The 18,040-nt window shown below is 56.1% G+C and carries 19 protein-coding genes and 1 riboswitch; of the genes, 2 read left to right on the top strand and 17 right to left on the bottom strand.

The features are described 5' to 3' along the window. Window positions 1-13: 13 nt before the first annotated feature. On the bottom strand, window positions 14-868 hold the full coding sequence (locus tag CIK95_RS07475; RefSeq protein WP_094466678.1) for a DUF4348 domain-containing protein: 855 nt from the start codon (window positions 866-868) through the stop codon (window positions 14-16). 170 nt (window positions 869-1,038) lie between these two features. Here CIK95_RS07475 and pheS point away from each other — a divergent pair, with 170 nt between their 5' ends. Continuing rightward, complete coding sequence (gene pheS / locus CIK95_RS07470) at window positions 1,039-2,079, top strand: phenylalanine--tRNA ligase subunit alpha (RefSeq protein ID WP_094466677.1); 1,041 nt, start codon at window positions 1,039-1,041, stop codon at window positions 2,077-2,079. Window positions 2,080-2,181: 102 nt separating this feature from the next. Here pheS and CIK95_RS07465 read toward each other — a convergent pair whose 3' ends face one another. From CIK95_RS07465 to CIK95_RS12865, 7 genes are all read right to left on the bottom strand, one after another. After that, complete coding sequence (locus CIK95_RS07465) at window positions 2,182-2,673, bottom strand: cob(I)yrinic acid a,c-diamide adenosyltransferase (protein ID WP_094466676.1); 492 nt, start codon at window positions 2,671-2,673, stop codon at window positions 2,182-2,184. Between the two features lie 11 nt (window positions 2,674-2,684). Next, on the bottom strand, window positions 2,685-3,656 hold the full coding sequence (locus tag CIK95_RS07460) for an iron ABC transporter permease (protein WP_094466675.1): 972 nt from the start codon (window positions 3,654-3,656) through the stop codon (window positions 2,685-2,687). Window positions 3,657-3,684: 28 nt separating this feature from the next. Then, window positions 3,685-4,680 (bottom strand): ABC transporter substrate-binding protein, encoded by a 996-nt coding sequence (locus CIK95_RS07455; protein WP_254046440.1) that lies wholly within the window; start codon window positions 4,678-4,680, stop codon window positions 3,685-3,687. A gap of 91 nt (window positions 4,681-4,771) precedes the next feature. After that, a complete protein-coding gene (locus CIK95_RS07450) occupies window positions 4,772-5,905 on the bottom strand; it encodes a YncE family protein (protein WP_094466673.1) in 1,134 nt (377 codons plus the stop codon). A gap of 24 nt (window positions 5,906-5,929) precedes the next feature. Then, the gene (locus CIK95_RS07445; protein WP_094466672.1) at window positions 5,930-7,918 is read right to left on the bottom strand and encodes a TonB-dependent receptor; all 1,989 of its coding nucleotides are present in this window, start codon (window positions 7,916-7,918) and stop codon (window positions 5,930-5,932) included. A gap of 46 nt (window positions 7,919-7,964) precedes the next feature. Next, window positions 7,965-8,180: riboswitch (cobalamin riboswitch) on the bottom strand. 124 nt (window positions 8,181-8,304) lie between these two features. After that, entirely contained in the window at window positions 8,305-8,958 is a 654-nt protein-coding gene (locus CIK95_RS07440) for a hypothetical protein (protein WP_094466671.1), read from the bottom strand. Between the two features lie 33 nt (window positions 8,959-8,991). Further along, on the bottom strand, window positions 8,992-9,183 hold the full coding sequence (locus CIK95_RS12865; RefSeq protein ID WP_094388052.1) for a TIR domain-containing protein: 192 nt from the start codon (window positions 9,181-9,183) through the stop codon (window positions 8,992-8,994). Between the two features lie 237 nt (window positions 9,184-9,420). On the opposite strand from CIK95_RS12865, the gene CIK95_RS07435 reads away from it, so the two are divergent. Continuing rightward, complete coding sequence (locus CIK95_RS07435; protein ID WP_336385641.1) at window positions 9,421-10,278, top strand: hypothetical protein; 858 nt, start codon at window positions 9,421-9,423, stop codon at window positions 10,276-10,278. 48 nt (window positions 10,279-10,326) lie between these two features. On the opposite strand, the gene CIK95_RS12860 is transcribed toward CIK95_RS07435, so the two are convergent. The 9 genes from CIK95_RS12860 to CIK95_RS07395 form a co-directional block, all read right to left on the bottom strand. Beyond that, window positions 10,327-10,584, bottom strand: coding sequence for a hypothetical protein (locus CIK95_RS12860; RefSeq protein ID WP_144007774.1), 258 nt, complete (start codon window positions 10,582-10,584; stop codon window positions 10,327-10,329). 68 nt (window positions 10,585-10,652) lie between these two features. Beyond that, window positions 10,653-11,120: a preQ(1) synthase gene (queF, locus tag CIK95_RS07430; protein WP_022311619.1), complete on the bottom strand. Its 468-nt coding sequence runs from the start codon at window positions 11,118-11,120 to the stop codon at window positions 10,653-10,655. After that, the gene (locus CIK95_RS07425; protein ID WP_094466727.1) at window positions 11,120-11,809 is read right to left on the bottom strand and encodes a queuosine precursor transporter; all 690 of its coding nucleotides are present in this window, start codon (window positions 11,807-11,809) and stop codon (window positions 11,120-11,122) included. The genes queF and CIK95_RS07425 overlap by 1 nt, the downstream gene beginning before the upstream one ends. 109 nt (window positions 11,810-11,918) lie before the next feature. Continuing rightward, window positions 11,919-13,010: a glycosyltransferase gene (locus CIK95_RS07420; protein ID WP_094466670.1), complete on the bottom strand. Its 1,092-nt coding sequence runs from the start codon at window positions 13,008-13,010 to the stop codon at window positions 11,919-11,921. Window positions 13,011-13,015: 5 nt separating this feature from the next. Then, a complete protein-coding gene (locus CIK95_RS07415; protein ID WP_094385039.1) occupies window positions 13,016-13,978 on the bottom strand; it encodes a glycosyltransferase in 963 nt (320 codons plus the stop codon). Continuing rightward, on the bottom strand, window positions 13,942-14,823 hold the full coding sequence (locus CIK95_RS07410) for a glycosyltransferase family 2 protein (RefSeq protein WP_094466669.1): 882 nt from the start codon (window positions 14,821-14,823) through the stop codon (window positions 13,942-13,944). The genes CIK95_RS07415 and CIK95_RS07410 overlap by 37 nt, the downstream gene beginning before the upstream one ends. Then, window positions 14,820-16,136: a tRNA lysidine(34) synthetase TilS gene (gene tilS, locus CIK95_RS07405; RefSeq protein ID WP_094466668.1), complete on the bottom strand. Its 1,317-nt coding sequence runs from the start codon at window positions 16,134-16,136 to the stop codon at window positions 14,820-14,822. Before tilS ends, CIK95_RS07410 begins: the two co-directional genes overlap by 4 nt. After that, window positions 16,126-17,313: a class I SAM-dependent rRNA methyltransferase gene (locus CIK95_RS07400; protein ID WP_094388056.1), complete on the bottom strand. Its 1,188-nt coding sequence runs from the start codon at window positions 17,311-17,313 to the stop codon at window positions 16,126-16,128. Before CIK95_RS07400 ends, tilS begins: the two co-directional genes overlap by 11 nt. Next, the gene (locus CIK95_RS07395) at window positions 17,313-17,975 is read right to left on the bottom strand and encodes a 3'-5' exonuclease (protein WP_094388057.1); all 663 of its coding nucleotides are present in this window, start codon (window positions 17,973-17,975) and stop codon (window positions 17,313-17,315) included. Before CIK95_RS07395 ends, CIK95_RS07400 begins: the two co-directional genes overlap by 1 nt. Between the last annotated feature and the right edge of the window lie 65 nt (window positions 17,976-18,040).

Raw genomic sequence — 18,040 nt, 5'->3', positions numbered from 1 at the left:
GGGTATAAGAAGATTAATAACTGAAACTTGACAGACGCCAACGGCCCTGACGGCGGTTGAAGGTCATCTCCATCTCTAGCCCATTGGAAATGCCACGCACGACAAATATCTTGTGTCTGCTCTCGGTGTAATGCTGGCCGTAGAGAATGTTATAGATAGTGCCGTGGGGGAAGAATGTAGGCTTGAAGGCGTCCCACTGCTCGGGGAGCATGGTGCCGGTAATGGTGGCAAAGTCGTCATCAGGGTCGGGGGCGGTAAAGGTAACCTCGTCTTCAAGGCTGCGAGTCTGGAAGAGGGAGTCTGTGGCAAAATGGTTGTAGAAGGCCAGGAAGCTGGCGTTGTATCCGCGGCGCGCCGAGTGGTGGACTATCTTCGTAAGTTTCCACAGGCCGTTGATGCGGTCAAAGACATACTGCTTGACCTGCTCGTCGGCGAGATGAATCTTCTCGACCACAACATGGTGGATGGTGGTATCCTTGACCAAGTTCATCTGGCTGCGCGAATCGAAAATCAGGGTGTAATACTCCTGGTGCATAAAGAAGTGGTCGATCTTCCACTGGCGCGCAGAGATATTGTGGAGAAACTCTTCCTCGGCATACACGGGCAGGGGGAAGACAATACGCTTGCGCTGGAGCTTCTTGTTTCCGGCAAAGTTGAAGAAGAAATCGTCGAAGAGTTCGTCGGCGGCCTTGGGCATAGGCTGCTCCTCTATCATGGTCACCAACGTGTCTTCGGGCACAGTGTCTATGGTATCAGACACAGCCACACTGTCAACAGCTTCAGGCTTCTTGTCTGTACATGCCGTAGTGGAAAAAGCGATTGCCAGAACGACAATCACCAACATCATCAGTAAGGAACACTTTCTCATGTTCAAAATCTCTTTTATAATAATCGTAAAACCATACGGGACAATAAGTACACTATCTCTGGTCCCGGGCTCTCAAATCGCTGCAAAAGTACAACTTTATTTCGATATATTTTTTATTTTCCACCAAAAATATTACCTTTGCAACGAATTTATAATATATTAATGTAATTATGATAACCGACAAGATAGAAGAACTGCTGAAGGAGGTGGAAAACCTGAGCGCAAAGAGCGCCGAGGAGGTTGAGCAGCTAAGGTTGAAATACCTGAGCAAGAAAGGCGCCATCACCGCCCTTATGGCAGAATTCAGAGATGTCCCCGCCGACCAGAAAAAGACGGTGGGTATGAAAATCAACGAACTGAAGCAGACCGTACAAGGCAAGATAAACGAACTGAAAGAGCAGATTGAGAACACCGAGGACAGCTGTTGCCATGTAGACCTCACCTGTACTCCCTACCCCATCGCCCTTGGCGCGCGCCACCCGCTGACTATCGTCAAGAACGAAATCATCGACATCTTCTCGCGTATGGGCTTCACCCTCGCCGACGGTCCCGAGATGGACGACGACAAGCACGTGTTTACCATGCTCAACTTTGCCGCCGACCACCCCGCCCGCGACATGCAGGACACTTTCTTCCTGGAGCAGCATCCTGACGACGTGACCAAGAACATCCTGCTGCGTAGCCACACCTCTGGCGACCAGTCGCACTATATGGAGTGTCACGAACCTCCAATCCGCATCATCTGCCCCGGTAGAGTGTATCGCAACGAGGCTATCTCTGCCCGCGCCCACTGCTTCTTCCATCAGGTCGAAGGTCTGTATGTCGACAAGAATGTCAGCTTCACCGACCTCAAGCAGGTGTTGCTCACCTTCGCCCGCGAAATGTTCGGCGCCGACACCAAGATTCGTCTCCGTCCCAGCTACTTCCCCTTCACTGAGCCCAGTGCAGAGATGGACATCAGTTGTCACATCTGCGGCGGCAAGGGATGTAGCTTCTGCAAGCACACAGGATGGGTCGAGATTTTGGGATGTGGCATGGTCGACCCCAATGTCCTCGAGGCGTGCGGCATAGACAGCAAGGTCTACACCGGCTACGCATTCGGCATGGGCGTAGAGCGCATCACCAACCTCAAATACCGTGTGAGCGACCTGCGCATGTTCTCCGAAAACGACAGCCGTTTCCTCGAAGAGTTCACATCGGCACACTCATAACGCCGAGAGAAACAATAGATTCAACAAACCGCCAGACTGAAGAGCAGAGATACGCTACAGTCTGGCGGTTTTGGTTTTGGGCTACTTCGCATGCACCTCGGCTCACGCCTGCGAAGCCATGAAGAATAGATAGTCTGAAAGGCGGTTGATGTAGATTATCACGGTGGGGTGCAGAGGTATGACGGCATTGACGGCACATAGCCTGCGCTCCACTGTGCGTACCTTCGCGCGAACAAACTGCATCAATGCTTCTATGGGCGAGTGTCCCGGAAGCACAAAACGGAAACAACCCTCTGTGGGAGTCTCGTTCATGTAACGCTCCATATCGTCGATGTCGGCCTGGAGGATGCCTACCTGCGTAGCACCCGAACTCGCCACATGCTTCATCACTGCCATCAGCATCATCTGGATATGCTCTATCTTGATACGCATACTCTCGGGCAACTCAGGCTTAGCTTTGAGCATTCCCAGGAGAGCCATGAGTTCGTCTATCTCGCCGTTGGCCTCGATGCGGCAGTCGGTCTTGTTCACACGCTGGTGGTCTAACAGGTCGGTCTGACCCTTGTCACCACGTCGAGTGGTTATCTTGTTCATAGTCTAAAGGTTTATCGTTTACGGATGATGACATATATGATTACCGGAGCTCCGATGAGCGGTGTCACGGCATTGAGGGGCAACATGCCTGCCTCTCCGGGCACAAAGCAGAGCAGATGACAAGCCATGGTGATCACCGCCCCAGTGAGCATGGTTATGGGCAGCAGCCTACGCATATCGTCGGTAACCGTCAGGAGCCTCGCGATATGCGGCACAGCCAGTCCTATAAACGCGATAGGACCACAATAGGCAGTCACCACAGCCGTGAGCAGACCGGTGAGCAGCAGGGCATAGTTGCGGGCACGCCGCGTGTTGAGCCCGAGATTGCGGGCATAGTTGTCGCCAAGCGAGAGGAGGTTGAGGGGCTTCACCATGAGCAGACTGAGCACGAGTGCCGCCAGCGTGATGGTGACATAGAGCGGCAGAAGCAACGGGGTGACGCCATCCAGACTGCCCATGCCCCACAACATGAACGAGCGTATGCCCTGTTCGGTGGCGCTGTAGTTGAGCAGAGTGACGACCGACGAGGACAGATAGCCCACCATGATACCGATGACGAGCAACATCACGCCGTCGCGCACCAAGGTAGAGCTGAACAGGATAATCGCCATCACAGCCATGGATCCGGCAAAGGCGGCAGCGAGTATCGCCACATTGCCCGTGACTCCGAGCGTACCCAGAGTCACACTGCCTCCAGCCAGAAGCATCACCAGCGCCACGCCCAGTCCGGCACCACCATTGATACCGAACACGTCGGGGCCAGCCAATGGGTTGCGGAAGACGGTCTGCATCATCAGTCCGGCAGTGGCCAGACAGGCACCGCTCAGCATGGCAGTGACCATCTGGGGCAGACGCGACTCAAGGATAATGAACCTCCAGCTCTCGCTCACGGCTGCCTTGTCGCCCACGAGTACATGCCACACCGCCGAGCAGGGTATAGACACGCTGCCCGTCATCAGTCCGGCCATGAAGAGACATGCCATAGCCGCTGCCAGTCCTATGTAGATAGTCTTAGTCAATGCGCTTATAGTATCTTAGCCCGCCCTTTCCCGCTCCGGGATGGACTATCTGTATATAGTCGCGCAGCAGGTAATCGGGACGGAAGGGAATTTCCTCAAAATAATTGACGCTGTCGGTATTACAGCCATAGACCTCGCCGTGGCGGAAGGCGTCGAGGATTTTGTAACCCGCATACTCGCCCGCCAAATCACGCAGCGTGATGGGCTTGCCCGAATAGACAAACATCCAGGCATCGGCATGGGCGCCGCGCTCTACCACCTGCTCGGGAGCGAGCGTGAGCGAACCGCTGTGGTCATCGCCCATCCAGGGATAGCGTCCGTGGGCGTCGGCGATGAGCGTGCCCACCGTACTCCGACCACCAGGACAATACCACACGCTGCCCGTCTTGCGCTCTATAAGTAGAGAACGGCCCTCGGGGAGTTTTATTGCCTCACGACGCAAACTATTATACGTGCTGTCAACGACATGGAAGAGCGAGTCGGCCTGCTCTTCGCAACCGAAGAGGATGCCATAGAGCCTCATCCATTCAGCACGGGCCAGCGGCGAAGGCTCCATATAGTCGGCGGCTTCGATGATGGTCACGCCGGTCTTCTCCAACCGGCCGTAGCCACCGCTATGCTCAAAGGGAGATACGATGATGGCGTCGGCGCCTATCTCTGCGATACGCTCCACATCGGGGTTCATCGAGTTGCCACAGTCGACAGTCTTGCCAGCGGCCAGTCTCTTCCTCACTTCATCCACTCCGATATAGCGGCTGTCGCACACGCCGGCGATGGCCGCGGTCTTGCCCAACCATGCCAGCAACTGGCAATGTGCCGTGGTGGTCACCACCGCCTTACCCAGCGGGCGGGATATGTCATAGCTCCGCAGCACGCTTCCCTTGACCCACGGGTTGGCTATCTCCACATGGGTGTGGTCGCTATAGCGTACCACGGTGAGCAGAGTGGCGTAGTCAAACCTCACCGTGTCGCCCTTCTCGAGAGTCACAACACGATTGTTGCCGCCTTGACACGACGTCAGGACGGCAACAATACCTATTATATATATTATAGAGCGCAAAGGGTTCATCGCGACAGTTTTAGTTGTCGAATATGGTCTTCACACCTACATTGAAGAACACAGCACAAGGACCTACGCCAGTGTCATAACTGTACATATAGCTTCCGTTCTTGCTGTATCGCTTCACATAACCATTGCTGTAATAATCGGCATAACCATTCTCACCCTGGTTGTAAGAGAGAACAAAGATTTCGCCTGTAGCAGGGTCTACATCGATGCCGGCAGGAGAGAAGACGCCCTCAGAGAGGTTGAGCGGAGTGGTAGTGCCCTGATAGGGATTACTGTTGAGGTCGCAGACACTATATTTGGCCACGGCGTAGGGATTGCTGATGATATACAGCTTGCCGTTGAGCATGCTGGCATAGTAGGCATCGGTCACCTTGGTAGCCTTGTTTCCGGCGAGATACTTTATGGCGCTTTCGCCCTTCTCTACTGAGTTGGGATACTCACCCTCATAGTACACCCAGTCGAGGATATAGACATTGCCGTTGTTGATGAATACCTTCTGGGGATTGTTGATGCCCTCTACATTGCGGGTCTCCACTTCGCCGGTACCGAGGTTGATGATAGAGATATTGCCGTGACCCTTGGCATAGTCAGAGTTGGCCACGACGATGCTGCTGGCATAACCAGCCAGACCCTCGGGAAAAGAGCCAACCTTGTACTTGGCTGTGAGCTTGAAATTGACAGTATCGACAGCAGCCACATAACCGCCATAGGTGGTGAAGAAGATGTGGCCGTTGCCAGCGATGATGTGGCGGGGCGACTTGCCTTCAGCTGCACCCAGCAGTTCGGTAGTCTTGATCTGCTTGATACGCTGCATGGTCTTCTTGTTGATTACCTCTACAGTATTCGAGCCATCGACTACTACATACATTTTGTCGCCATACACCAGTCCGTCATTGGGGGTTGAGCCGAGGCTCTGTCCTCCGTTGTTGGCAGCAAACACCTTCTGCATCGCAACATTAGAGGCATAGTTGATGCCTGTGAGCGAACCGTCAATAGATGAGTACATATTGCCGGAGTTGACGATAAAGGCACCGTCAGATACTACCTCGTAGTGAAAGGATGGGCCGTTGTCGTCGTTACATGATGTGAAGAACAGCGGAGCGCTTACGAGGAGCGCCACCATAGCTAAGAAACTTTTTTTCATTGTCATTGTTGTTTATAATTGTTGTTATAATTCCATTTTGACACTCATGCGCCAGTGGGTACGGGGCATGGGGTAATGCGCCACTATCTCATACTGATGGCCCAGGATGTTTTCGACATCGGCGCGCAGCTGCAGGCGTGTCTTGCCGACCATCATATTGCGATAGGCGGTAAGTCCCACGTCGGCATAACCACCGATATGTGTACCCTCATAGTGGTTGGGCGTAGCCCATCGGCCGCTGGCGGCCTGACCGTGCAGGGAGAGCGAGATCCAGGGGTTCTCCCATCCCACCGAGGCGCTGCCCTGATTGAGGGGCTGGTAGGGAACCTGCTTGCCATAGTGTGGCGACGACGCATCGGTGCGGTTGGCCACACGCTGATAGGTGTACGACGCCGACAGGTCTATGCGGTGACCGGCAGAGGGAGTCCACTCTACTCTCGCTTCGCCATCGACGCCCATACCACGGGCTTTGGCCATATTGATGGTGCGCCAGATAAACATATTGTAGGGCACCGCCACTATCTTGTCGCTGATGCGGTTGAGATAGGCGTCGGCTGCCACCTGGGCGACGAGCCTGGGACTCCAGGCGTGGCGCCATGTAAGTCCTATGTTGTACTGCCGCGTGTTTTCCGGCCTGATGTCGGGGCTGCCGTAATGGTGGAAATAGCACTCATTGAACGTGGGCACGCGGAAGATATCTTTCATCGACGCGCGCAGATAGAGTTCCTCGTCTTCCATCAGCCGATACGAGAGCGAGAGCGAAGGCGACCACCGCCGCATGTCGCTCTGGGCATCGCCGCGATGAGCTCCGTTGAGACAAAGTGTCCACAACACGCGAGCCAGAGCCGTAAAGCGCTGGCGCTGAAACTTCACCGCCGCCGTCTGCCATAGTGTATGGCGATAGGGTCTGCGGTCGGTGGCCAGACTGCTGCTCAGGTTGTTGTAGCAGTAGTCAGCCGCATAGTTTATCTCCACATCTCTGCAGGGAGCATAGAGCATGGATGCCGAGCCATAATACTCATGCTGCTGGTAGGTAGCATCATCACGGCGGTCGGGCAAGAGTGTATCGCGATACGCCGATGAAGCCCAGTTGGCCTTGGCTGTCAGCCGGAGCGACAGCCGCTGTGATGCCTGGTACAGCCAGCGTGTCTGGGCAAACCAGTTGCGGTCGTGCAACTGCTGTCCGCACACATTGGTGTAATATTGCACGATGCCGGGCAGCTGGCGGTCGTTGTCATAGTAGTATATCTTGGCCCAGAGACTGCTGCGGTCGTTGGGCGTCCAGAGTCCGCTTACCTCGGCATGACCGCTGCACATGCGGCTGTTGGAGCGCCGCTCTATGGTGGTCACATTGCCGTTGCGCAGACGGAAGGGATAGTCGTTGTCGGCATAGACATAGTCGCCCACAGCACTGAGTGCCACGCTGCGCCCCATGCGTTGGGTATAGCGTACAAAGGGGTTGGCATAGCCCCACGAGCCCAGCCTCATCTGTGCCGTGAGATGGGGCTTGAGGTCGGCGGGCAGCCGCGTGAGACTCTGGATGGCAAGCACGGCAGGCGTGGTGGCTTGGCGCGCGGTGACAAAGATATCATCGCCATCGCCTATGGTGAGACTCAGGCTCTGCACATTGTCTATCGAGTAGCGCGACACGTCTATCTCGCCGCTCTGTATCTCGCTGAGCATCACGCCGTCATAGCTTACACCGGTATGCTGAGCTCCATATCCACGCACCGACACGGTCTTCATGCCGCCTGCACCGCCATAGTCGCGCAGCGTGACACCAGCCAGACGGTTCAGGGCGTCGGCGACATCGGTGACACCAAGGCGCAGATAGTCGGCACTGCCAATGACGCGCACGGGAGCCGAGTTGTCTATGCGACGCTGCTGGCCGTCGACCACCACGTCGGGAAGCCGATGCACACGCGCCGTATCCTTCGGCTGGGCATACACCGAGGTGGCTCCTGTCATCAGAAGCACCGTCAGGATTAAAGCCAAGTTGCGTTTCACTGTCATTGTCATTACTGTCGGCATGTCGCCTGTCCTCGCAGACCATACACCTTATTATATATATAGCAACGGCAGGTATTCTGACTCACACCTCTGTCATCGCAGTGATGACCACTGGCAAACCGTCTTCCCGAAAAAATGTCAGTGACGTGATGGTTTGCCCGCCTCGCCTGTCGAGGCCGCAGGTGTTCACAGCAGCGGGACTGTTCGGGAGTTGCACCCGATTCCCTTTTTAATCAATCTATGAACCAATTGCTTGTGCAAAGTTACTGCAAGTCATAGACAATACAAAGGAAAACCGTAGTTTTTTTTCATTTTCCATTGTCCACACCCCGACAGCCTCTGCCCAAGCCATTGTTGTCCAGCCTTTCACAGCATACGCCGCCAGTGCGTCAATTGCCGTCACCGCCCGCATGGTCACAGTCGCAGAGACGCATATTGGCCATATTCTCCACATAGGAAACGGCTTTATTGATGTCTATCATTATCGCCTCGAGCTCTATATGGATTTCCACAACGCTGATGAAGAACAGCTGCAGGTCGGCATCGTCGGTCTGCGACTCGCAGCATGTCAGGAAGTCTTCGTCCGATAGGGTTAGGCTAAAGCCTTGGTCTGTATAGGGCAGCAGGGTGAGCATTGCCTTGCAGGTCTCGCGGCGTATGGCGGCAATGGCACCAAGCGGACTCATGGCACTCGTGGCCTCACCGGCAGCGCCAGCCAACGGGCTGCCAGGACACAGCGCCTGCATTGCTTTGCTGGCATCCATAGGACTAAGCTCGCTATCTGCAAGACTTGCCACATACTTGTTGTACGACATACACAGATTGGCATAGGCATTGACGAGGTTTTTCACTTCATCTTCATCAACCTGGCCCGACGCAAGGGACTCTTGCTGGTGCTGGCGGGCCAGACTGTAGAGGCGCCCAAATGCCGGGGATGCACCAGAGAATACATCCACCCACACCAGCGGGCAGTAATACTGGAGATAACGCTGGACAGCCGACGGCTGCCTCCACGAATACTCGACTCCTTCGACCTCTCTCACCTCATCGGGAGGCCAGGCTCCGGCAGACTTTATCTATGCTGGGCAGATGGGCAAAGGTGAGTCTGTCCTTGATGTCATCAAACTGCCGTTGATCCTGCTCGCGCCACCAGTGAGATTGCGGGGCGCCATCCAGCACTTGATGTCATGTTGTTCGAGCAGATGGCAGACGGCTTGGGCTGCGTCAGACTGAGCCGACGAATAGCTGATGAATATATCGTGGGTCATAGCGGCAAAAATTATGGTTGATAGTTATGGTTCTACAAAAGTAAAACATTTTCAGTAGAAACAGGCTTGAACGGAGAGAAATATTACAACGCGGGTGAAAATAATTGGAATGACGGCAACCGCTGTTACAGCAAGAGGGGTGGCAATGACGGTGGCTGCCAGTCTTTTTTTCAGCAAATCACTTGGTGCATACGCGCATAATCACTACCTTTGCATAGACAATAGACAACGGCAAGAATGATGAAAAGTAGAATTGCGATAATCGGCATAGCCCTGGCAACGATGGCCATCATGGCCTGCTCGGGCAACAGTGACAACGGCACCAAGGGAGCCAAGTTGGGCGCCTCTACCGACGAGCTCAAACTCAGCGGCGACAAGACCGTATATGGTCTGGCGTGCGACGGATGCACCGACTCGGTGGTGCTGCTTCTGCCCAACGACGGCAGCGACCCCATACGTTTCAACGTGATAGAGGCCACACGCCGCGGCAAGATTATGGGACAGCTCAAGGTGGGCGACTGGATAGGCGTGGTCACCAATAAGGAAGACTCTACCGTGGCAGACATGGTGATAGACCTGGACCAGCTCAAGGGAATATGGTGCTACATCGTCATGCCCAAGCTGAAGGACTATGAGCAGATGAGCCCTCGCCTGCAGAAGCGTATCATGAGAGATATGCCCGATTCCATCAAGAAGACTTACCTTATACCACGTGAATACGGGTTCTGGATGAAGCGCCAGTGGTCGTGCATGAGCGTGGGATATGTGCGCGAACAGACTTCGCTCGAAGAGGAGAGCCCCGTGGTCTATCCGCCATTGGGTTACTTCACCGCATGGCACATCTGGAACGGCTATCTGGTCATCACCGCCGGCACGCCGAAGATGGGCAAGGACAACAAACTGGAGGTGACAGACCTGGTCAATGACACCTGCACCATAGACTACTTCAAGGGCGACTCGCTGGTGCTGACCAGCGGCGGAGTGACGCGCAGCTACTATCGCAAGAACAACATTGAGGACATCAACAAGAAGGCCAAGGCGATAGCCAGCATGCAGGCCAAGAAGGCGCTGAAGGAGGCGACCACAGCACAATAGACTGGGCACAGGGAGGCCATCTCCCCTACCCCCGCAGCCTCATCGCAATCAGAGCACTACCCACCGGGTGGTGCTCTGATTGTTTATGGCGCGGCAGAGACCGTCACGACGCATAAGGAGCACGCAGACTGCGGCGTAGAGGGCGCGGTTGCCGGCTCGTAACGGAAGGTACGTGGGCTCGTGACTTACGATACGTAAGCACGTGCCGTAAATCACGAGCCCACGTAACATAAGATACGAGCCAGCCGATGCCACTGCCACGCCGCCAGCGCGGGTAGCGAGAAGAGGCAGAGACGCTCCAGCCACAAATGACAATCGCCGCAAGCAATATGAAGAATGCTTGCGGCGATTGGGATAGTGTGGCTGGCGCGCTGTTATTTATCACCCATGTCGTGATGGATGAAGCGCTGCTCGGCCAGCTGCTCATACTTGGTGCCGGGCTTGCCATAGTTGGCATAGGGATAGATGCTTATGCCGCCACGGGGAGTGAAGAGACCTGTCACCTCGATATACTTGGGCTCCATCAGGCGGATGAGGTCTTTCATGATGACATTGACACAGTCCTCATGGAAGTCGCCGTGATTGCGGAAGCTGAAGAGATAGAGCTTAAGGCTCTTGCTCTCTACCATCTTGATATCCGGGATATACGAGATGCGTATCTCTGCAAAGTCGGGCTGCCCTGTAATGGGGCAGAGTGATGTGAACTCGGGGCAGTTGAACCTTACCCAATAATCATTGCCCGGATGCTTGTTGACAAAGGTCTCCAACACCTCTGGGGCATAGTCATCGGCATACTTGGTAGCCGATCCCAGCTGTTTCAGTCCGTCTTTAGTTCTGTCCATTAGAAATTGAAAATTTTTAATACGTTATAGTCTACACCCTCGTCATAGACATCCTCGCCCTCATAGGCCTTGACCCAGCGCACTACACGGATGGTAAGAGGCAGCACCACAACCTCGTAGGCAGTCTTGAGCACCACCTGCATAAGCATCAGCACGGGTATCTCGCTCAAGGGTATCACGCCCCAGAACGCCAGCGGGAAAAAGATGAGGGAGTCGGCACTCTCGCCAGCCACCGTGCTCAGGATGGCGCGCAGCGAGAACCGATGGCCGTTGGAACTAATCTTCATGCGGCTCATCACATAGGCGTTGGCAAAAGAGCCCACGATGAAGGCGGCAAACGAGGCCGCTGCCACGCGCGGAGCCAAGCCGAAGATGGCATGGAAGCCCTGGTCATTGGTCCAGTAGGGTGCGCCGGGTATCCAGTCGCACAGGGCACCCACCAGGGTGAAGAAGAAGTTCATGGCGAAGCCTATCCAGATGAGGAGGCGAACCTTGCGGTAGCCCCACACCTCGCATACGCAGTCGTTGATGATATAACTGATTGGGAACACAAGCAGTCCACCGGTAACGCTGAACTCTCCCATCGCTATCTGCTTTGTCGCAAACACGTTTGACGCAATCAGGCAAACGCAGAAGAGTATGCCGAAAAGCATAAAGAGCATACTCACACTCTGTCTTTTATTATTCATATTCTTGTTTTGATAAAGGGGGTTGAGCAAGTACCCCTGTCTGTTACGGAGTGCAAAGTTACGAATAAAAGATTGGACTGTCAAGATTTCGGCCTACTTTTTTCATTCGCTATAGCAAACTCTGATAGAAGTCTTCGTACTGGCGCGCCACCTTAATATAATCATGGTGGCGGTGGATATAGTCTACGCTCTGCTCTCTGAGCCGGACAACCTCGTGGGGATGGGTGACGAGATATTCGAGCTGTTCGACCACACTCTCGTAAGTGGGCTGGACATTGACGATGGGTCGCAGCTGGGTCTCGCCCAGTATCTCGTAGTGTTCGGGTTCGCCTCCGCCCACGCACACCACGCCGTGGGCCATCGCCTCAAGGGGATTCATCGACGGCGTGTAGCTGTAGAGCTGGTCGAGCAGCACATCCTGGTCGTGCAGAAGGCGCACATACTCGTCGAAAGGCAGGCTCTCGGCCACGGTCAGCGTCATCTCCTCGGGGTGACGGGCAGCCACGTCCTGCGCAGCACGCAGCATGATGTCGGTGCCCTTATAGACCGAGCGACTGCGGTTGATGCCGATAAAGACCTTGAGCCTGTCGTGGGGTTGCAGAGCGGGCTGAGCGTCGCAGCGTATGGGGTAAGGGATGAAGGAGAGTTTATGGGGGAAGTGGGGATGATAGCATACCCAGTCTTCGTAGAGACCGGCGACGATGCCGTCGCAGTCTGCGGCTATCATCTGGTTGAGCCGTCCCTTGGCGGTGTCTATCCAGTCGTCGATATGCACCTGTGCCTCGGGGTCTGTACGCACCTGGTCGCCGAAGTTGAAGTCACTATAACGCAGCGGCTTGCGGGTAATGCACTCGTGGACCCAATAGTAATCCATGCCAAAGGCACCGAGGACCACCCTACGGTTATGGCGGCGCAGATAGCGATAGACGGGCAGGATGCGCTCGGCCTTGAGCTCAAGGAACATGGGGTTGATAAGCTGCACCACATCATAGCCCCGCAGCCGTGGCAACAAGGTGCAGAGTCGCATAAGGTAACAGAGGCCTCCCCACCAGCCCGGACGACGCACGAGGGAGAGGTCGCGGGGATAGTCTTTCCAGAAGTCGCCGTTGGACAAGACGGTGACCTGATGGCCCAACTGGCGCAGGCCGCAAGCCAGGGTCCAGTGTACATTGCTGTATTCGCCGATGAGGAGTATGCGCATAATCGTTATCTTACTATATGTAACAGCAGGCTGCGTCCCATCTTGGACTGGACGAGCCGGCGGAACATCCAATACTTGCGGGTGTAACGCTTGTCGGGCAGCGGATAGAGTCCCTGCTGCTCGAGCGTGGCAATGGCGTCGTCGAGGCGCTGGCGGCTGTGGGTAAGCTGGATGGTATTGTAGAGGTAGTCCATCGTGAGCTGGGCGACGCGACGGGCGAGAGCCTGGCGGTCGGTCTCGGGCATGGTGGCAGCCATCTGCTGCAGGCGCAGGATGACAGCCAGCGAGTCGGAGAGCCGCTTGTCGATGTGGTTGGCGGCATCGGCGTGCATGATGGAACCTCGGCGCTGACGGTAGTAGTATGCCTTGGCGTCGGTATAAAACAGGCGCTCGGCACGGAGGATGAGCTGGGGCGTAAATTCCTCGTCTTCGTGCAGGATGCCGGCTGTGAAGCGCAGAGAGCCCAACAGCTCGCGGCTGAAGATATAGCCACAGGCTGTGCCGTGGAGGTTGTGACCCTGCATATACTCGCTGCCCGACATGGGACCTTCATAAGAATAAGGTGTAGCTACCGAGGAGCGGGTGGAGAAGTCGAACAAGACCATGTCGGGGTTATGATAACGCACGAGGTCGAGGCAATGCTCGTAGGGAATACGCAGAAGATAGTCGTCGCCATCGACAAACTGGATGTAGCGGCCGGTAGCCACTCTGATACCCATATTGCGGGCGCAGGCAAGGCCGCTGTTGGGCTGGCGCAGATAGATAATCTGGTCTTTTACGTCATCGATATCGGTGATGGCGGGCAGCTTGGAGCCGTCGTCGATGACGATGACTTCGCGCTCGCCAGGCTGGAAAGCCAAGGAGAAGATGGCGGTGACGCACTCGCGCAACATATCGGCGGGCAGGTCGTAGCAGGTGATGACAAAGGTCATCAGTGGCGTAGCCGGAGCAGTTGGTGTAGTCGGCATAAGAATCTGAATCCTAATAATCTGTTAATCAATAACTTGGGAGTATGCCAGTAAGGCAGCCGGGGCAGCAAAGGCACACGCCCGGTGGCGTGGTAAACATCGAGGGCGACATTGACCACATGGGCATAATAGTCGGCGTTGCTCACCAGGGGCAGCACATAGCAATGGGCAGCAAGCAGCAGGGAGAGGTCGGCACCGGTGGCGGTGCGGGTGATGCCCTGCGGATTGTCGTAGTAACGATAGAGGCCCGTGGTGACGGTGGCTATCGCGCGGCAATGGGGCAGCAGGCGCGGCAGAAGCCAGGCGTCTTCAAACGTAAGTCCTTCGGGGAAGAGGCAATGGTCGAAGAGGCTGCGGCTGAACACCTTGTTCCAGGCGTATGTATGGGTATAGGCACGGGCGTCAAGCCAGTAACGGCGCCAGTCGGTATAGACGGCATCGGACAACGCAAGCTGGTGGCAGCGCGGCGAGCCATAGTGTATCTCTACGGGATATTCGACGAGGTCGTAGTCGGGATGGGCGGCGAGCAGGGCAAGCAGCGGGGGCAGCGTATGGGGCTGGAGCACATCGTCGCTGTCGACAAAGGTGACGTAGGGCGCATGGCTGCGGGCGATGCCGGAGTTGCGGGCGGCACTGAGACCGCGATTGGGTTGGTGGACGACGCTGATGCGGTCGCTACGCTCTGCCCACCGGTCGCACAGGTCACCACAGGAGTCGGGCGAACCATCGTCGACGAGGATGAGTTCGCAACCGTCAGCCTGGCTGAGCACGCTCTCGACACAGCGGTCAAGGGTGGCAGCGGTCTTGTAGACGGGGATGATGACTGTGAGGACAAGGGGTGTCATGGGCGTATGTATGTGAGCTGTATATATCGTCGTGTGTCGGCGGTGATGCGGCAACGGTGGTCGGGGCGTTCGCCCACAAGCCACACCACACGGTCGCGGGCATCGGTAACGACCAGCTGGCGCCGCTTCTCGATGAGATTGCGCTTGCGGTCGGTGAGGTAGTCGCTTACGAGCTTGCTCCCGCGCATGCCAAGGGGCGTGAAGCGGTCGCCCTGGCGCACTCGGCGCAGGGTGAGGGGCAGTTCGACGGCAGTGGCATCGAGCATCACGCTCAGCGGGTCACGGGAAATGGGCATATCGGGGGTATAGGGAGCCAGCTCCACCTTCAGCCGCTCGCCCGAAGAGATGAGGTATGTACCTGCCTCGGGCATTACCACGGGCTGGGGAGCCTGGGGTTCAAGCGGGGCGATGACCAGGGCGTCGCGAGAGGTCACCACAATGTGTGTAGACGACTGCCACTCCATGCCGGGACGGCCGTCGATGGCTGCCGCCATATCCTCGACCTGCACGGGGGTAAAGCCGAGCGGTGCCAGGCGATGCCAGAGCACATACTCGGCAGACGCCTCGCTGCGCAACATGGCAAAGGACAGAGTGTCGCCCTGATAACGGTCGTGGATGACAGGGGAATTGGCCATGCGGACAGCCTCGGTGAGGCGGAGCGAGGTCTGGTAGATGCTGTCGACAACCGAGGGGTTGATGGTCTGCAACAGGGGGATGACATCGAGTCTCACCTTGTTGCGCTTGACGTCGTTGACGAGATTGGTGCTGTCGGTGACATATCCCTCACCCTGCTCGCTGAGCCACTCTTCGATGTCGCGGCGGCTCACGGAAAGCAGCGGACGCACCACATGACCATTGCGGGGAGCGATGCCGGTGAGTCCGTCGATGCCGGTACCCCGGATGAGATTGAGGAGCACGGTCTCGACGCTGTCTTCGCGATGATGGGCCACACACACGGTGGCGGCACCGATGGAGAGGCGCAACTGCTCGAAATAACCATAACGCAAATCGCGTGCAGCCATCTCTATGCTCACCTTATGGAGGTCGGCATAGGCACGGGTGTCAAAGTGGGCAAGATGAAGAGGGATGGCGTGACGGCGACAGAGGTCGATGCAGAACTGCTCATCGCGATTGGACTCGTCGCCACGGAGGTGGAAGTTGCAGTGAGCCGCCTCAACCTGATAACCCAGCCGTCGGAGCACCAGCAGCAGACAAACGCTGTCGGCGCCACCCGAGAGGGCTATCAGATGTGTGTCGCCCGGAGACAGGAGGTCATGGACGGCGATGAATTGGCTTACTTCTTTATTCAACATAGAGTACCAGTCCCTTCAGGTATTCACCCTCGGGGTGATAGATATTGATGGGATGGTCGGCAGGCTGGTGCAACTGATGCAGGATGCGCACCTTGCGGCCGGCTTGGGCGGCTGCCGTGAAGACAGCGTTGCGGAAATTATCTTTGGTAACGACCTGCGAACAGCTGAAGGTGAACAGGATGCCACCTGGCTTGATGCGTTCGAAGCCCTTAACGTTAAGTCGGGTGTAGCCTTTCAATGCATTATGGAGCGCAGCACGATGTTTGGCAAAGGCAGGAGGGTCAAGAATGATGAGATCGTACTTCTTGTCGTTTGCATCGAGATACTTGAAGGCGTCATCGCAGAATGCCTCGTGACGGGCGTCACCAGGGAAGTTGAGGGCGACATTGCGGTTGGTAAGCTCGATGGCCTTGGCGCTGCTGTCGACCGAGTGGACGGCTTGCGCACCGCCTCGCATGGCATAGACAGAGAAGCCTCCAGTGTAGCAGAACATATTGAGAACCGTGCGGCCACGGGCATACTGCTCGAGAAGAGAACGGTTTTCGCGCTGGTCGACAAAGAAACCGGTCTTCTGGCCCTTGAGCCAATCGACATGGAAGCGAAGGCCGTTCTCGACAGCGGTATTGTCGTCGCTGCCACCATACATAAATCCGTTCTCCTGACGCAGGTCGGCCTTGAAGGGCAGCGTGGTCTCGCTCTTGTAATAGACATTCTCGATGCGGTGGCCCATCACACGGACCAAGGCGTCGCACACAGCCAGGCGGCTCACGTGCATACCCACACTGTGGGCCTGCATCACGGCGGTGGCACCATAACAGTCGATGACGAGACCAGGCAGATTGTCGCCCTCACCGTGTACGAGTCGGTAGGTATTGTTGCGCTCGTTGTCGGCTATGCCTATGGCTATACGCATCTGCAGCGCCGAAGCCAAGCGGCTCTCCCAGAACTCGGCGTCAATCTCGACCTGACGGAAGGACAGCACTCTGACGGCGATGGAACCTATCTGATAGTGGCCACAGGCGAGGAAATCGCCCGATGAAGAAAAGACGTTGACGATGTCGCCCTCGCCTATCCCCTCGTCCATGCGCATGATAGCGCCCGAGAATATCCAGGGATGGAAACGGCGCAGGCTTTCTTCCTTGCCTCGCTTGAGTATGACAGATGGGTATTGTGGCATTATGCTTCTGTATTTATGGGTTTGCGTTCTTGTTTCGGAGCGGGATCTTCGACGGTCACCAGCTCATAGTCGCCGGTCTCGGCGAGACGGCAGATTTCCTCGTAGAGGCGGATGCAGGTCCAAGCGTCGGTGGCGGCATAGAGACACTGGCGGTTGGTAAGCGCGTCGGCCTCCCAGTTGGTGAGCCGCTGGCGCTTGCTAATCTTCTCGTGGAAGAGGTTGGCATAGAGCTTCTGCAGCGACTGGTCCTGGATGCCCAGGCGGCCTACCTCGTTCTGCAAATCGACAAACATACCTGGCTTGAAGTCGGCGCGGTGGTGCAGAGACAGCAAGTCGTTGCTCAGCGACAGTCCCACCATGGGCACCGTGGTATTCTCCAACAGACGAATGATAGCTGGCGTCACGCCGATGCGGTTGAGACGAAACAGGAAACAGGTGTCGTGGGTCGAAACCTGAAGCAGCGCCACCTTGTAGGTCTTTCCCTTGCGGAAGGCGGGGCGTGTCTCGGTGTCAATGCCCAATATGGGCTGCGTCAACAGATAATCGACGGCGCGCTCGGCCTCACCCGCTGTGAGGATGGTGATAATGCGCCCTGGAAACTCGACCACGGGAAGAGCCGTAATCAGAGTTTTGTCAAACTTGGTATAAATTGTTTTCTTCATTCTTGGTTTGTCTGTCAGTTATGTAAGACTCTGCCGCCACCCTGACAAGGGAAGACAAGGCGTTC

It is taken from the genome of Prevotella sp. P5-108 (assembly GCF_002251385.1).
Lineage (GTDB): Bacteria > Bacteroidota > Bacteroidia > Bacteroidales > Bacteroidaceae > Prevotella.
This window is presented reverse-complemented; position numbering and strand designations above follow the sequence as displayed.

Coding starts and splice junctions, on each gene's coding strand:
- CIK95_RS07475 (WP_094466678.1), bottom strand. CDS start 868: ATGAGAAAGTGTTCCTTACTGATGATGTTGGTGATTGTCGTTCTGGCA.
- pheS (WP_094466677.1), top strand. CDS start 1,039: ATGATAACCGACAAGATAGAAGAACTGCTGAAGGAGGTGGAAAACCTG.
- CIK95_RS07465 (WP_094466676.1), bottom strand. CDS start 2,673: ATGAACAAGATAACCACTCGACGTGGTGACAAGGGTCAGACCGACCTG.
- CIK95_RS07460 (WP_094466675.1), bottom strand. CDS start 3,656: ATGGCATGTCTCTTCATGGCCGGACTGATGACGGGCAGCGTGTCTATA.
- CIK95_RS07450 (WP_094466673.1), bottom strand. CDS start 5,905: ATGAAAAAAAGTTTCTTAGCTATGGTGGCGCTCCTCGTAAGCGCTCCG.
- CIK95_RS07445 (WP_094466672.1), bottom strand. CDS start 7,918: ATGACAGTGAAACGCAACTTGGCTTTAATCCTGACGGTGCTTCTGATG.
- CIK95_RS12865 (WP_094388052.1), bottom strand. CDS start 9,183: ATGACCCACGATATATTCATCAGCTATTCGTCGGCTCAGTCTGACGCA.
- CIK95_RS07435 (WP_336385641.1), top strand. CDS start 9,421: ATGATGAAAAGTAGAATTGCGATAATCGGCATAGCCCTGGCAACGATG.
- queF (WP_022311619.1), bottom strand. CDS start 11,120: ATGGACAGAACTAAAGACGGACTGAAACAGCTGGGATCGGCTACCAAG.
- CIK95_RS07425 (WP_094466727.1), bottom strand. CDS start 11,809: ATGAATAATAAAAGACAGAGTGTGAGTATGCTCTTTATGCTTTTCGGC.
- CIK95_RS07420 (WP_094466670.1), bottom strand. CDS start 13,010: ATGCGCATACTCCTCATCGGCGAATACAGCAATGTACACTGGACCCTG.
- CIK95_RS07415 (WP_094385039.1), bottom strand. CDS start 13,978: ATGCCGACTACACCAACTGCTCCGGCTACGCCACTGATGACCTTTGTC.
- CIK95_RS07410 (WP_094466669.1), bottom strand. CDS start 14,823: ATGACACCCCTTGTCCTCACAGTCATCATCCCCGTCTACAAGACCGCT.
- tilS (WP_094466668.1), bottom strand. CDS start 16,136: ATGTTGAATAAAGAAGTAAGCCAATTCATCGCCGTCCATGACCTCCTG.
- CIK95_RS07400 (WP_094388056.1), bottom strand. CDS start 17,313: ATGCCACAATACCCATCTGTCATACTCAAGCGAGGCAAGGAAGAAAGC.
- CIK95_RS07395 (WP_094388057.1), bottom strand. CDS start 17,975: ATGAAGAAAACAATTTATACCAAGTTTGACAAAACTCTGATTACGGCT.